At 37.5% G+C, this 14,341-nt stretch carries 10 protein-coding genes; 6 read left to right on the top strand and 4 right to left on the bottom strand.

Annotated elements, in window-relative coordinates; all coding sequences use genetic code 11:
- Positions 1–68: 68 nt before the first annotated feature.
- Complete coding sequence (locus tag CJ263_RS08315) at positions 69–1,349, top strand: alkaline phosphatase family protein (RefSeq protein ID WP_094996842.1); 1,281 nt, start codon at positions 69–71, stop codon at positions 1,347–1,349.
- Positions 1,350–1,351: 2 nt separating this feature from the next.
- On the opposite strand, the gene gltX is transcribed toward CJ263_RS08315, so the two are convergent.
- A complete protein-coding gene (gene gltX, locus CJ263_RS08320) occupies positions 1,352–2,881 on the bottom strand; it encodes a glutamate--tRNA ligase (RefSeq protein ID WP_094996843.1) in 1,530 nt (509 codons plus the stop codon).
- A 184-nt stretch (positions 2,882–3,065) separates the two neighbouring features.
- Here gltX and CJ263_RS08325 point away from each other — a divergent pair, with 184 nt between their 5' ends.
- The 5 genes from CJ263_RS08325 to CJ263_RS08345 all read left to right on the top strand — a co-directional run bounded on the left by CJ263_RS08325 (position 3,066) and on the right by CJ263_RS08345 (position 10,447).
- A complete protein-coding gene (locus tag CJ263_RS08325) occupies positions 3,066–6,548 on the top strand; it encodes a DUF4175 family protein (RefSeq protein WP_094999168.1) in 3,483 nt (1,160 codons plus the stop codon).
- Positions 6,541–6,960: an rRNA maturation RNase YbeY gene (gene ybeY / locus CJ263_RS08330; RefSeq protein WP_094996844.1), complete on the top strand. Its 420-nt coding sequence runs from the start codon at positions 6,541–6,543 to the stop codon at positions 6,958–6,960. Before CJ263_RS08325 ends, ybeY begins: the two co-directional genes overlap by 8 nt.
- Positions 6,961–6,965: 5 nt before the next feature.
- Positions 6,966–8,834 carry a tRNA uridine-5-carboxymethylaminomethyl(34) synthesis enzyme MnmG gene (gene mnmG, locus CJ263_RS08335; RefSeq protein ID WP_094996845.1) on the top strand — a complete coding sequence of 623 codons (1,869 nt, stop codon included), beginning with the start codon at positions 6,966–6,968 and terminating at the stop codon, positions 8,832–8,834.
- A 45-nt stretch (positions 8,835–8,879) separates the two neighbouring features.
- Complete coding sequence (locus CJ263_RS08340) at positions 8,880–9,710, top strand: class I SAM-dependent methyltransferase (RefSeq protein WP_094996846.1); 831 nt, start codon at positions 8,880–8,882, stop codon at positions 9,708–9,710.
- 230 nt (positions 9,711–9,940) lie between these two features.
- On the top strand, positions 9,941–10,447 hold the full coding sequence (locus CJ263_RS08345; RefSeq protein WP_094996847.1) for an OmpH family outer membrane protein: 507 nt from the start codon (positions 9,941–9,943) through the stop codon (positions 10,445–10,447).
- A gap of 48 nt (positions 10,448–10,495) precedes the next feature.
- Here CJ263_RS08345 and CJ263_RS08350 read toward each other — a convergent pair whose 3' ends face one another.
- The 3 genes from CJ263_RS08350 to rnr all read right to left on the bottom strand — a co-directional run bounded on the left by CJ263_RS08350 (position 10,496) and on the right by rnr (position 14,116).
- Entirely contained in the window at positions 10,496–11,170 is a 675-nt protein-coding gene (locus tag CJ263_RS08350) for a LysE family translocator (protein WP_094996848.1), read from the bottom strand.
- Positions 11,171–11,177: 7 nt separating this feature from the next.
- Positions 11,178–11,855 carry a head GIN domain-containing protein gene (locus tag CJ263_RS08355; protein WP_094996849.1) on the bottom strand — a complete coding sequence of 226 codons (678 nt, stop codon included), beginning with the start codon at positions 11,853–11,855 and terminating at the stop codon, positions 11,178–11,180.
- A 74-nt stretch (positions 11,856–11,929) separates the two neighbouring features.
- Entirely contained in the window at positions 11,930–14,116 is a 2,187-nt protein-coding gene (gene rnr / locus CJ263_RS08360; RefSeq protein ID WP_094996850.1) for a ribonuclease R, read from the bottom strand.
- Positions 14,117–14,341 lie beyond the last annotated feature (225 nt).

The following is a 14,341-nucleotide window of genomic DNA, read 5'->3' on the forward strand; positions in this document are numbered from 1 at the left end:
TAATTTTATGATTGCCGCCATGTGTTTTATACTCTACTTTAGGGGCCTATTGCATTAATTTAGCTAAAATGATTAAAAGAAAATCGGTCTTTTTTCTGTTGCTTTTTGTTTTTTTACTGGCTTTTTCCGGCTGTAAAAGCAGTTCCGGTGTCATCTATACCGCCAAAATAAACTCCAAGGAGGCCCAAGAAAAGCCATATGTGATACTGATTTCCTTAGATGGTTTTAGGTGGGACTATGTGGCGCGTTTCAAACCTCCCTTCTTAACCGACTTTATCAAAAACGGGGTGAATGCGGAATCCTTAATTCCGTCATTTCCTTCCAAAACCTTTCCAAACCATTATACTATTGCAACCGGCATGTATCCCGATAAACACGGTATCATCGGCAATAGCTTTTATAGCCATACGAAAGACGAAATCTACCGTATCAACAGACGGGAACTCGTGGAAGATGGTACTTTCTATGGGGGCACACCCCTATGGATACAGGCAGGGAAGTCCGGAATGGTCACGGCAAGCTACTTTTTTGTGGGCTCTGAGGCCAATGTTTTGGGTTCTTGGCCTACGTATTACAAAAAGTATGACGAGTCAGTCAAAAATGAGGAAAGAGTATCACAGGCCTTAAAATGGCTTGCTTTACCGGAAAAGAAAAGACCCCATTTAATTACGATGTATTTTTCGGATATAGACGATACCGGACATCGTTATGGGCCAAATGCCGATATCGAACTGAAAAGCACCCTAATAAAGTTGGACAAAAACCTGGAATCCCTGTTCCAAGGAGTAAAAGCTACGGGGCTTCCTGTTGATATTATTATAGTTTCCGATCATGGAATGGCTGAGGTTCCCAAGGAGCACTACTTGCCCGTAGATACCATAAAAAATGATTCACTCTACCGACTTGTAGATAATGGCGCCCTCCTTAATATTCATTTGAAAAATAAACAGGATGAGGCGCGGGTTATGGATTCCCTTAGGCAAGAGGAAAACCACTATAAGGTCCATAAAACCTCAGAAACCCCTGGTTTTGAGTATGTAGCTATAAATCCAGACTGGGGACAAATACAGATAATCCCGGATTTTGGCTATTATTTTGCCCCCCAGGACAAAATCGAAACCATCATTTCAAAATCAAAGACTCCGTTCGGGGTTCATGGTTATGACCCAAAACATAAAGAAATGCACGGTATTTTTTATGCCAATGGACCAAGCTTTAAAAGCAATTACGACATCAACTCCTTTAAAAACATCCACATATACCCGCTCATCTGTGAAATATTAGGTTTGAATGTTCCAAAAGAAGTGGATGGAGATTTAAAAGTTGTTCGAGAGGTTTTAAAGAAATAGCGCTAGGTCTTCGCCAATTCGGTTATTGCCTTATTAATACGTTCCAAACTTTCTTCCTTACCAATCAAGGCTATAATGTCAAAAATGTGAGGTCCTTTCATATCACCGACCAAAACGAGACGTAACGGGGGCATCACTTTGCCGAAAGACAATTCTTTTTCGGCAATCCAGGCTTTTACTACCGTTTCCACGTTTTCCGAGGAGAAATCTTTAATAGTATCCAACACGTCCAACAACGCTCTCATAATTTGCCCGGTATCATCTTTCCACTGTTTTTTAACCGCCTTTTCATTGTAGTCGGCAGGGGCAACAAAAAAATAATCGCTCAGCTCCCAAAAATCAGAAACAAATGTGGCGCGGTCCTTTATAAGGGAAACCACTTGTTCCACGTATTCCATAGATGGTGCTTCAATATTTTTTTCGGATAGAAAACCTAGATAAGATTCGGCCAATACCGCATCGCTTTTTTGATGCATATATTGCTGATTATACCATTTGGTTTTATCTGGGTCAAATCTAGCTCCAGACTTGTTTACCCTTTCTAAAGAAAAACTTTCTACCAATTCCACCAAACTGAAAAGTTCCTGTTCCGTTCCTGGGTTCCAGCCCAACAAGGCCAAAAAGTTGACCACAGCTTCTGGAAAATATCCTGCTTCGCGGTATCCCACAGACTCGTTCCACGACAATGGAAATACCGGAAATCCTCCCTTTTCTCCATCGCGTTTACTCAACTTTCCTTTTCCAACCGGTTTCATGATTAAAGGCAGGTGGGCAAATTGGGGGGCTTCCCATCCAAAGGCGTCATACAATTGTTGATGCAAAGCCAATGAGGGCAGCCATTCTTCCCCACGAATAACATGGGAAATCTCCATCAAGTGGTCATCCACAATATTGGCCAAGTGATAGGTGGGCATGCCATCACTCTTAAAGAGCACCTTGTCGTCCAATATATTGGTGTCTATTTCAATATCTCCACGGATAATGTCCTTAAGTTGAAGTTTTTCATCCGGTGGGGTTAAAAACCTTATGACATAATCTTCACCCGATTCCAACCGTTTCTTTACTTCTTCCGGCATAAGTGACAACGAATTGTCCAGTTTTAGGCGATTATGCCAATTATAGATAAATGTCTTTCCCTTTGCCTCGTGGTCTTTTCTATGAAAATCCAATTTTTCGGCAGTATCAAAAGCATAATAGGCCTTGCCCTTTTCAATGAGGTCTTCCGCAAACTTTTTATATAGATGCTTTCGTTCACTCTGCCTATATGGGCCATGTTTGCCCAAAGTGTTCCCCTTTGAAGTTGGGGAAGCTGGTCCTTCATCAAATGGAATACCGCACCAATGTAAGGCCTCCACTATATATTGCTCTGCTCCCTCTACAAACCTGTTTTGGTCCGTATCCTCTATGCGCAATATGAAATCCCCGCCATGTTTCTTGGCAAACAAATAATTGAAGAGAGCGGTCCGTACACCACCAATATGTAAAGGCCCAGTAGGACTAGGCGCAAATCTTACCCGTACTTTTTGTGTCATGTCGCAAAGGTATAAAAAGGGATGTTGGAGTAAAAACTCACATTGCCGTTTTAGGTATTAATTTTCATCTGTGGTCTTGGTATTTCCATTCAATAGGTTTAAGTCACAGATTTAGTGCCTTTTAACAAATATTTCTAAGCTAAAAATTGAAAACCTTATATCTTGGTATAAAAATACATTGCATTTGAAGTTCTGCGACCAAATATTAAACAAACTCAACGGCTTTATAAAGTCGTATTATACCCAAAAACTAATTAAAGGGCTTATTCTTTTTATTACACTTGGCCTGCTTTTCTTTCTGGCCGTTCTAGGTATAGAGTTTGCGCTTTGGTTAAATTCCACGGGAAGATTGATCTTGTTTTTATCCTTTCTGCTGGTTGAAGGGTTTTTGCTCTATAAATATATTTTCATTCCCTTATTTTATCTGTTTAAAATCAGAAGGGGAATCTCAGCCAAAGATGCCTCGGTAATGATTGGTAAGCACTTTCCGGAAGTGGGGGATAAGTTATATAATTTATTGGACCTCGTGGATAATCCTGAAAAATCGGAATTATTATTGGCCAGTATCGAACAGCGTTCGGAACAACTTAAAACCATTCCCTTTAAACGGGCCATCAACACCAAAGAACCCCTTAAATATTTAAAATATGCATTGTTCCCCATAGTCATCATTGGGTTGTTATGGGCATCAGGTAATTGGAATTCTTTTTTTGGAAGCTACACACGTGTGGTCAATTACAACCTTGCCTATGAACCCCCCGCCCCATTCAAATTTGAACTGTTATCCCCTCATCTTCAGGTTATTGAAAGTGAGCCCTTTACATTTCAAGTGGCAACGGAAGGCGAAATAAGGCCAGAAAACGTTTATTTGCTTTTAGAAGGAAAGGAAATTCTATTACAGGAAGAAAACGGAATCTTTCAATATACCCTTTCACCACCAATAAATTCCGCTACTTTTAGCTTTAAAGGAAACGACGTTATATCCAGGGACTTTACCCTTGAAGCTTTAAAGGCACCCGCAATATCGGATTTCAATCTTCTCCTGGAATACCCAAAATACATTAATAAAACCCCGGAAATCATTAAAAGTACCGGTAACGCCGTACTTCCTGAAGGCACAAAGGTTACTTGGGAAATAAAGGGGCAGGATACGGAACAAATAAGGCTAATTGCAAAAGATACTTCGCTGTTTTTTGAAAACCGAGGTGATGATTTTAAGCTCTCTAAACGAATCTATTCCAACTGGGTGTACCAGTTGGCCACCTCAAACACCAATATTCGGGATTATGAAACCTTGAGCTATTCCTTTCAGGTTGTGAAGGACGCCTATCCTACCATAAAAGTACAGCAGGTGTTGGATTCTTTGGAGCCCAATGTTTCTTATTATTCTGGAGAAGCAACAGATGACTATGGACTTAAAAAAATAGATTTGGTCTATTATGAACAAGGGAAGGAAGAAGAGGAAAAAATCCTTGAACTAAACAGCCCAAATAATAGTTTCCATCAGTTCTACTATACTTTTCCATCCGGTCTACAATTAGAGGAAGGAAAAAATTATTCATTTTATTTCCAGGTGACCGATAATGATGCCATACATGGTGGTAAAACGGTAAAAAGTTCTGTTTTCAATCAGATGATTTTAGATGGTAATCAACTAAGGAACAAAGAGTTAGAATCTCAACAGTCTTTAATTAATAGTATGGATAAGTCCCTTGAAAAAGCGGTTGACCAAAGAGATGCCTTGAAGGAAATCAATACGTTACAAAAAGAAAAAGACCGATTGGATTTTAATGACAAAAACCAGATTAAGGACTTTCTTCAAAAGCAGGAGCAGCAGGAAGAAATGATGCAAAAGTTTAGCAAGGAGCTTAAAAATAATTTGCAGAAAGGGGAGAAGGACGACAAGCTAAACCAATTACTGCAAGAACGGTTGGAGCGACAAGAGATAGAGGCAAAAAAGAACCAAAAGCTTTTGGAAGAACTCAACAAGATTGCGGATAAAATCAATAAGGAAGAATTAACCCAGCGTTTGGAGGAGTTGGGCAAAAAGCAACAAAACTCAGAGAGAAATCTGGAGCAACTTGTTGAACTTACAAAAAGATATTATGTCACGGAAAAAGCGGCACAATTGGCCAATGACTTGGAAAAGTTGTCGGAAAGACAAGATGAGTTGTCAAATCAAGAAATAAAAAAAGATTATACAGAAAAAGAGCAGCAAGAGCTGAATAAGGCATTTGAAAACATTGCGAAGGAACTGGAGGAATTACAAAAAGATAATGGCCAGTTGAAAAAGCCGGTAGAATTAAATATAGACAAAGAAAAAGAAGCGGGGGTAAAAGATAATCAGAATACTGCTCTTGAGGAAGTCAAAAAGCATCAAGGCAACCAACAAAGTTTAGATACGGACGCCAAGGAGCAAAATGCCAATAAGGCCAAACAAAATCAAAAGTCAGCTGCTGAAAAAATGAAGGAAATGAGTCAAGAGCTCGGTAAATCTGCCATGAGCGGTGGCGGTGGAGAATCCTCGGTGGCCGAAGATGCGGAAATGCTGCGACAAATTTTGGACAACCTCATTATATTTTCCTTTAAGCAGGAAGGTCTATATGATAAGCTTAGCGTTCAAGACCGGGAGGATATCTCCCATTATTCGGAAACGGTTAGACATCAGAAAGAATTACGCAGTCTTTTCGAACATGTTGACGATAGCTTGTTTGCTCTTTCCCTTCGGCAAGCAGAACTTTCAGAATTTGTAAACGAGCAAATTACAGAGGTGTATTATAACATAGATAAGTCTTTGGAAAGCGTTGCGGAAGGTCAAATATACCAAGGAGTATCCTATCAAAAATATGTGTTGACTGCTTCAAATAGTCTTGCGGATTTTCTTGCCCACGTTTTAGAAAATATGCAGCAAAGCATGCAAATGGGTCAGGGCAGTGGCCAGAGCCAAAATGGATTTCAACTACCGGACATCATAAAACAACAACAGTCCCTAGGTGAAAAAATGGGTCAACAAGGAAGCCAAGGACAATCCAGTTCTAAAGGTAATCAACAACAGGGAGAAAATGGAAAAGAAGGAAATAAGGGCCAGGGTGAAGGCAACAAAGGAGGAAAAGGTTCGCAAGGACAACAAGGTAATCAAGGAAGTGAGGGTGCTCAAGGCGAGCATTCTGTAGAAGGAGAAAATGATTCCCAAGGACAATCCAACGGAAATGGAAATTCGGGTCAGGGTAGTGGTGGAATGACAGAATCCGAACTCCAGGAGATATATGAAATCTATCAAGAACAACAGCGTATTAAGCAAGAGTTGGAACAGCAATTGGAAAATATGATTAATGAAGGAGATAGAAAATTAGGAGAAAAACTCATTAGGCAGATGGAAGATTTTCAAAATGATCTTCTTGAAAACGGAATAACACAACACACTATAAGCAAAGCCAACACGGTGCAATATGAATTACTCAAGTTGGAAAACGCAGCTTTAAAGCAAGGAAAAAAATCAGAACGTGAAAGTAATAGCAATAAAAAAGACTTCACAAATCCTATAACCACCAAACCCTCATTACTAGATAATTATCGGAACGAGGTAGAAATTTTAAATAGACAAGCCTTACCTTTGCGCCAAAATTTTCAAAACAAGGTTAAAGAGTACTTTAAGGACAATGATTGAATTTAATTTTGAGACGGATTTTAAGCTTTCAAACCCTGAAAAATATATAGACTGGATTCAATCAATTTGCAAATCCGAGGGATATCAAGCCGGCGAACTTAACTATATTTTTTGCGACGACAATTATTTGTTGAATTTAAACCAACAATATTTAGACCACAACACGCTTACCGATATTATAACTTTTGATTATACGGCAGGTAAAATTATTTCCGGAGATATTTATATTTCCGTGGATCGTGTTCGCGAGAATGGAGACCTATATCATGTTCCCTTCGAAAACGAGCTGCTCAGGGTAATGTCCCATGGTATCCTTCATTTGGCCGGTTACAAAGACAAAAAGGAAGAACACATTAAAGAAATGCGTTCAAAAGAAGAAGAAAAAATTAAAATGTTCCACGTGGAACACTAGATGCTATGTTTGACGAAATTTATGATGTTATTGTAGTGGGTGGAGGACATGCCGGTGCCGAAGCAACGGCCGCAGCCGCCAACATGGGTTCAAAAACTCTTTTAGTTACCATGAATCTGCAAACTATAGGACAAATGTCCTGCAACCCCGCTATGGGCGGAATAGCCAAAGGACAAATTGTGAGGGAAATAGATGCCTTGGGTGGTTACAGCGGTATTATTACCGATAAATCGGCCATTCAATTCAAAATGCTCAATAAATCGAAAGGTCCTGCTATGTGGAGTCCTCGGGCTCAAAGTGATAGAATGCGCTTTGCTGAGGAATGGAGGCTCGCTTTGGAAAGAACTCCCAATGTTGACTTTTATCAGGAAATGGTTAACGGTCTTTTGATAGAGGATAATAAAGTGGTAGGTGTAAAAACCTCTTTAGGTATCGAAATAAAAGCAAAATCAGTAGTCCTAACAAATGGTACCTTTTTAAATGGATTAATTCATATAGGCGAAAAACAATTTGGTGGTGGCAGGGCAGGAGAAAAAGCCGCTACCGGTATTACAGAACAACTTGTTCAATTAGGATTTGAAAGCGGAAGAATGAAAACCGGTACACCTCCGCGTGTAGACGGAAGATCATTGGATTATTCGAAAATGATTGTACAGCCGGGTGACGAAAACCCTGAAAAATTCTCCTATTTGAATACACCAATTTTAACAAAACAGCGTGACTGCCACATGACCCACACCAGCGCCTTGGTTCATGATTTGCTTAGAGAGGGTTTCGATAGATCACCAATGTTTAACGGTAGAATAAAAAGTATTGGCCCGAGATATTGCCCATCTATTGAGGATAAAATAAATCGGTTTGCAGATAAAGACTCCCATCAGATGTTCATTGAGCCAGAAGGTTGGGATACCGTAGAAGTATATGTCAACGGATTTTCAACCTCCTTGCCAGAAGATGTACAGTTCAAAGCTCTACGTTCTGTAAAAGGTTTTGAAAAAGTAAAATTCTTTAGGCCAGGATATGCCATTGAATACGATTACTTTCCACCAACCCAATTAAAACATACTCTGGAAACAAAAATCGTAGATAATCTCTATTTTGCCGGACAAATCAACGGAACTACCGGATACGAAGAAGCAGCTTCACAAGGTTTAATGGCGGGAATAAATGCACACTTAAAAATTAATGAGAAAGACCCCTTTATACTAAAAAGAGATGAAGCTTATATAGGAGTTCTAATCGATGACCTTATTACAAAGGGAACCGAAGAGCCCTATAGAATGTTTACGTCCAGAGCAGAATATAGAACCTTGTTAAGACAAGACAACGCGGACTTAAGATTAACCCCAAAAGGTTACAAATTAGGTCTGGCAAAAGAGAATAGAATGAAAAGAATGGAGGAGAAAATGCAAAAATCAGAAGCGTTTATAGAATTCTTTAAACAAACTAGTGTACTACCAGAAGATATGAATCCGATATTGGATACTATAAAATCATCGCCTATTCGCCAATCTGATAAAATGTTCAAACTATTTTCAAGACCCAAAGTCACTATGAATCACATGATGACATTAAATCCAGTTCTTGAATATGTCGAAGAAAACCAATTAGACCAAGAAGTGTTAGAACAAGCAGAAGTTCAAGTAAAATACTCAGGTTACATTGAAAAAGAAAAACTAAATGCGGACAAACTTAATAGACTCGAAGCTGTAAGGATTCCAGATGGTTTTGACTATAAAATATTAAAATCCTTGTCCTTTGAAGCAAGGGAAAAATTAAGTGCAATACAACCTGTTACCATTTCCCAAGCCTCAAGAATTAGTGGTGTAACTCCAAGTGATATTAGTGTATTACTTGTACATCTTGGTCGATAAAATAATTGTTCCACGTGGAACGATCTGTGGAAAATACAACCAACCATGAAATTGTACCTGAAAACAAAAGATTATTTTAATACCCACGAATCTTTTGATTTAATATACAATCCCGAATTGGATATGCTAATCACTGATCCACAACCAAAGGATTTAGATAAATATTATTCGAGCGATTACTATATATCCCATAACGATCAGCGTAAATCTATAATAGATAAAATTTATAAATACGTTAAAGATTATAGTTTAAGTAAGAAATTAAGGTTAATAGATTCGTTGAACACAACTCAAAAAAAACTATTAGATATTGGAGCCGGTACAGGAGATTTCGTTAAAACAATAAATCAAAACTCTTGGAAAGCTGAAGGTATTGAACCAAATATCAATGCCAGGAATCAAGCAAAAAAGAAAAACATTACGCTTCATAAAGATTTTGATACCATAACATATGATGCCTATGACGTTATTACTTTATGGCATGTGTTAGAACATCTACCTGATTTAGAAAACCAACTTATTAAAATTACTTCACTACTTAAAAAAAACAGTTTCATAATAGTAGCTGTCCCTAACTTCAAATCCTATGACGCTCAACATTACCAAAAATTTTGGGCGGCTTATGACACTCCAAGACATCTATGGCACTTCTCACGCAACTCAATACCCGCTTTATTACGTAAACATAACATGGAACTCATTGAAACCAAACCTATGTACTTTGATTCCTTTTATGTATCCCTACTATCAGAAAAATACAAATCAGGTAAAAACAATTACTTAAAAGGTTTTATGTTAGGATTGATATCTAACATTAAGGCACTATACACAAAAGAATACTCCTCACTAATTTATATATTAAAAAAGACCCAATAATCAATATAAAGCTAATTAAGACATAATAATTAATCTAGATAGGAGATACCTTTCCTTATCCTAGAAAGTCTCTTAAAAATTAAATAAAAGTCTTTTTTATAATAGTTAAAGTCTATTTAAATTTTAAAAACCATAAACTAAATACATAGTTAATATAAAATTAAGGGAAAGCTGATATTTGTCCTTTTTATAAAAAGCTTTGCTACTTTTGCAAACTAAAATAAACATAGATGAAAAAAATAATATTTGGCCTGTCACTTTTGATATTAGCCTCTTGCCAACAAGAAAAAATTGCGTTTGTAGATAATGTTAAACTTATGAATGAATATCAAGAGAAAATTGATATTGAAACAAAATTTAAAGAAAAAGCAGAAGTACTGGCTAAAAAAAGGGACAGTATATCTCAAGCATTTCAAGCAGAGGCTTCAGAATTTCAATCAAGGGCCCAAAGCATGTCCCAAACAAAGGCTCAACAAGAATACGCACAATTTCAGCAAAGAGGGCAGCAAATGGGACAACAATTACAGATGGAAGATCAACAACTACAATTGTCCGGTCAAACAGAAATGGATAGTGTCGTTGCCAAAGTAAAAAAAGAAATAGAATCTTATGGAAAAAATAATGGGTACAGTTACATCCTTGGTGGAGGTGACGGCGGTAGTGTACTCTACGGAAAAGATACTTATGATATAACCAATGAAATCATAGAATTGTTAAATTCCAAGTACAAAAAGTAATCCATTAGATAGTACCCAATAAAAAAGGACCTAATTTATGGTCCTTTTTTATTGCGCTATATTTTCAATACGCTTCTCTAAGTTGAATCTATCTTTAGGTATAAACCCCTTAATTATCAGTACAACTCCACACACTATTAATATAATAGCTATTCCCTTTTTAATTAAACGAATGCGTTTACCAGTAAGTTTCTTTTTTAGCTGTTTGGCCAACAATATTTTAAAAAGATCCGTGACGAAATAAGCAAGAAGCATAGTACTAAAAAAAACACGGATTCTATTCGGCTCATTATCCAGACTCGGACCGACTATAATAATAACGCCTAGCCAAAATACCAATACCCCAATATTGATAAAATTCAAAAGAAAACCCTTTACAAAAAGACTTAAATAATCACTCCTCTTTGTTTTGGCGTTAATAGGTAAATCCGAAGTTCGCCCTGAACCTTGTTTAAAAAAGATAGTAATACCATAAACTAACAAAATAACCCCACCAAAAACATATAGCCCCGGTTGATTACTCAGATTCTCAAGTAACTGATAACTGCTAAAATAAGCTATGGTAATAAAGACAACATCGGCCAGGATAACACCCAAATCAAAAACAAGGGCTGCCCTAAAACCTTTAATTGCACTTGTTTCTAACAGTACAAAGAACACAGGACCCACCATAAAGCTCAATATAAAGCCTAATGGTATTGCCGCATGTATATCTTCCCACATTTATAAACTACATTCTTTTTATGCTACCCCCAAAAACCGTCTTCTCTTCCAGTTTTGGTGGATTACCATAAACCAAAACCTCTCCCCCCGCCTTTACAGCAGCCTTTACATACTCACTGGCATAAATTTCAGCTCGTGAACCGGCATTGACGTTCACGGTTGAAAATTTTGTCTTTAAGGACTTACCCTCATAAACACCACCAGTATTGATTTGAACATCCTGAAGATTGGATGTACCCGTAGCCTTTACTATACCTCCTGAAACGGATTTAATCAACAACTGCTCAACTTCGGTGGATACATTAACCTCTCCGCCCTCTTGGGCCTTAAGTTCTAGAATGTCCTGAATAATTGTTCCCTCAGAAACAATTCTTGCATCTTCGTTTACATCAATCACCATTATATCATCAGTATAATACAAATCCACAAAAGTTTTATATCCTCTAAAGAATTTGGTTAACTGCATCCTAATCTTTAGGATACCGTCATTGTTCACGATAGCCACTTTATCCGTACTCTCACCTGAAATTACGGCCTTGTTCTCCGTGGACCTTATAAGATTGATAGAAATACCATCAAAACCCTTTAGTTCAACAAACTTTTCAAGGCTTTGTGTTAAAGTATTGTCTTGAGCAGGCACCATATACCCAAGAAACATAATAACTAATAACAATAAACGCTTCATTAACATGGTTTAACACCTGAAATTCAGGTTTTTGATACAAGGATTCCTATGAATCAAAATTCATTCCAAAACTACTAGTTCTTACCAATAAGGGAAAAATCCAGATGACGCTTTATCAAATCAGTGCTCTTTACCATAACGATAACTTCATCACCCAATTGATACATTTTCTTTGTTCTTTCCCCAACGATGGCATATTGTTTCTCGTCAAAGATATAATAATCTCCCTTTATGTCCCTGATACGCACCATACCCTCACACTTATTATCAATAATCTCTACGTAAATACCCCATTCCGTAACCCCACTGATTACACCAACAAATTCCTCATCCTTATGGTCTTCCATAAATTTAATCTGCATGTATTTAACGGAATCGCGTTCTGCATTCGCTGCCAAGCCTTCCATATCCGATGAGTGCTTACATTTTTCTTCGTATTTATCTGCCTTAACGGAACTACCACCATCTAAATAGTGTTGTAACAACCTATGAACCATAACATCTGGATACCTTCTGATAGGTGAGGTAAAATGGGTATAATAGTCGAATGCCAAACCATAGTGACCAATATTATCCACGGTATAAATAGCCTTGCTCATACTCCTTATCGCCAAGGTATCCACCAAATTTTGCTCCTTTTGTCCCTTAACATCCTCTAAAAGTTTGTTCAATGAAGCACTGATGGTTTTCTTATCCTTAAAATTCAATTTATGTCCAAACTTAGAAACGATACCGTTCAAGGCAATTAGTTTATCCTCATCCGGATCATCATGGACCCGATACACAAAGGTTTTTTTAGGCTTCTGTTTTCCTATGAACTCCGCCACCTTTCTATTGGCCAGCAACATAAATTCCTCTATGAGCTTATTGGCATCCTTGGATTGCTTAAAATAAACTCCTACAGGTTCATTATTTTCATTAAGATTAAAACGAACCTCAACCTTATCAAATGAGATTGCCCCCTGGTCCATACGCTTTTTACGCATAATCTTAGCAAGACGGTCCATCGTCAATGTGGCCTCCACAATTTCCTCATCAACAGTATAGGCTCCCTCTCGTATTGAGATATCTTTAGGTATCTTACCCTTTTTCGTCTCTATAATATGCTGAGCTTCCTCATAGGCAAAGCGCTCATTTGAATTTATCACCGTCCTTCCGAACCATTGATTTCTTAGAATAGCATTTTTATCCAATTCGAAAATAGCCGAGAATGTATACTTTTCCTCCTTAGGTCTTAAGGAACAGGCATTGTTGGACAACACCTCCGGTAACATAGGTACCACGCGGTCTACCAAATACACGGAAGTAGCCCTATCATAGGCCTCATCGTCCAAAATGGTATCCGTTTTTAAATAATGTGAAACATCCGCAATATGAATTCCTATTTCATAATTTCCGTTTTCTAATTCAGAAAATGAAAGGGCATCATCAAAATCCTTCGCATCCTTTGGATCAATCGTAAAGGTTAAGACATCTCGCATATCCCTCCGCTTGGCAATTTCATCGGCTTGTATACTTGTATCCAAACTATCCGCAAATCGTTCTACTTCTACAGGAAATTCATAAGGCAAACCATATTCGGCCAAAATGGAATGTATTTCCGTATTGTGCTCTCCAGGTCTACCCAAAACTTCGGTTATCTTTCCGTATGGTGAATCCACACCATCGGGCCAATCCATCAATTCTACAATAACCTTGTCCCCATCCTTAGCTCCGTTCAATTTGTCCTGAGTAATAAAAATATCCGTGTACATTCTAAAATCAGTAGGTCGTACAAAGGCAAAAGTCTTTTGCATATCAACAATACCCACGAACGTATTCTTATACCGTTCAATCACTTTTGCGATTTCACCCTCAACCTTTTTGCTTTTCTTCCTGGGGTGGATGTATACCTCAACGATATCCTTATGGAAAGCTTTATTTATCTTATTATTTGGGATAAAGATATCATCCTCCATACCCTCTACTATAATATAAGCATTTCCACGCCCGGTAATATCTACCTGTCCTTTGTGGTAGGTTTTAGTATCTTCCAAAACCTGATAATTACCTATAGATATTTCCTGAATCCTCTTTTTCTCCTTTAATTCCACCAAGCGCTTGATCAACGTATTTCTATCTTGGGCTTCCGTAACCCCAATTTTGGCAGCTATTTGTTTGTAGTTGAAACTTTTTTTGGGCTCCTTCTCCAATACGGTAAAAATCCCCTTTGTAATTTCGTTCTTTCTATGGTTTCTACTCTTCTTATTTCTCTTAGACATTAAAGTTTCTATTTATCGGAAAATTACGAATTATAATCCAGTAGCGAGGATTATATCCATTTCATAGTTGTTATCAACATATAATACATACTCATCTTTTTTTCTTTAAAATTTAAAATTAAAATGATGGTTATGATAGATTGTTAATATGGGGTAAAACTTATTTTAAGAATACTTGATTTTGTTAGATACTAATAGTTATTTACACATTATGAATAAAAAATA

The sequence above is a fragment of the Maribacter cobaltidurans genome, from assembly GCF_002269385.1.
Lineage (GTDB): Bacteria > Bacteroidota > Bacteroidia > Flavobacteriales > Flavobacteriaceae > Maribacter > Maribacter cobaltidurans.

Bases quoted from the DNA above. Each gene is read 5' to 3' on its own strand.
- CJ263_RS08350 (WP_094996848.1), bottom strand. From the start codon at position 11,170: ATGTGGGAAGATATACATGCGGCAATACCATTAGGCTTTATATTGAGC.
- CJ263_RS08340 (WP_094996846.1), top strand. From the start codon at position 8,880: ATGAAATTGTACCTGAAAACAAAAGATTATTTTAATACCCACGAATCT.
- CJ263_RS08315 (WP_094996842.1), top strand. From the start codon at position 69: ATGATTAAAAGAAAATCGGTCTTTTTTCTGTTGCTTTTTGTTTTTTTA.
- rnr (WP_094996850.1), bottom strand. From the start codon at position 14,116: ATGTCTAAGAGAAATAAGAAGAGTAGAAACCATAGAAAGAACGAAATT.
- mnmG (WP_094996845.1), top strand. From the start codon at position 6,966: ATGTTTGACGAAATTTATGATGTTATTGTAGTGGGTGGAGGACATGCC.
- gltX (WP_094996843.1), bottom strand. From the start codon at position 2,881: ATGACACAAAAAGTACGGGTAAGATTTGCGCCTAGTCCTACTGGGCCT.
- CJ263_RS08355 (WP_094996849.1), bottom strand. From the start codon at position 11,855: ATGAAGCGTTTATTGTTATTAGTTATTATGTTTCTTGGGTATATGGTG.
- CJ263_RS08345 (WP_094996847.1), top strand. From the start codon at position 9,941: ATGAAAAAAATAATATTTGGCCTGTCACTTTTGATATTAGCCTCTTGC.
- ybeY (WP_094996844.1), top strand. From the start codon at position 6,541: ATGATTGAATTTAATTTTGAGACGGATTTTAAGCTTTCAAACCCTGAA.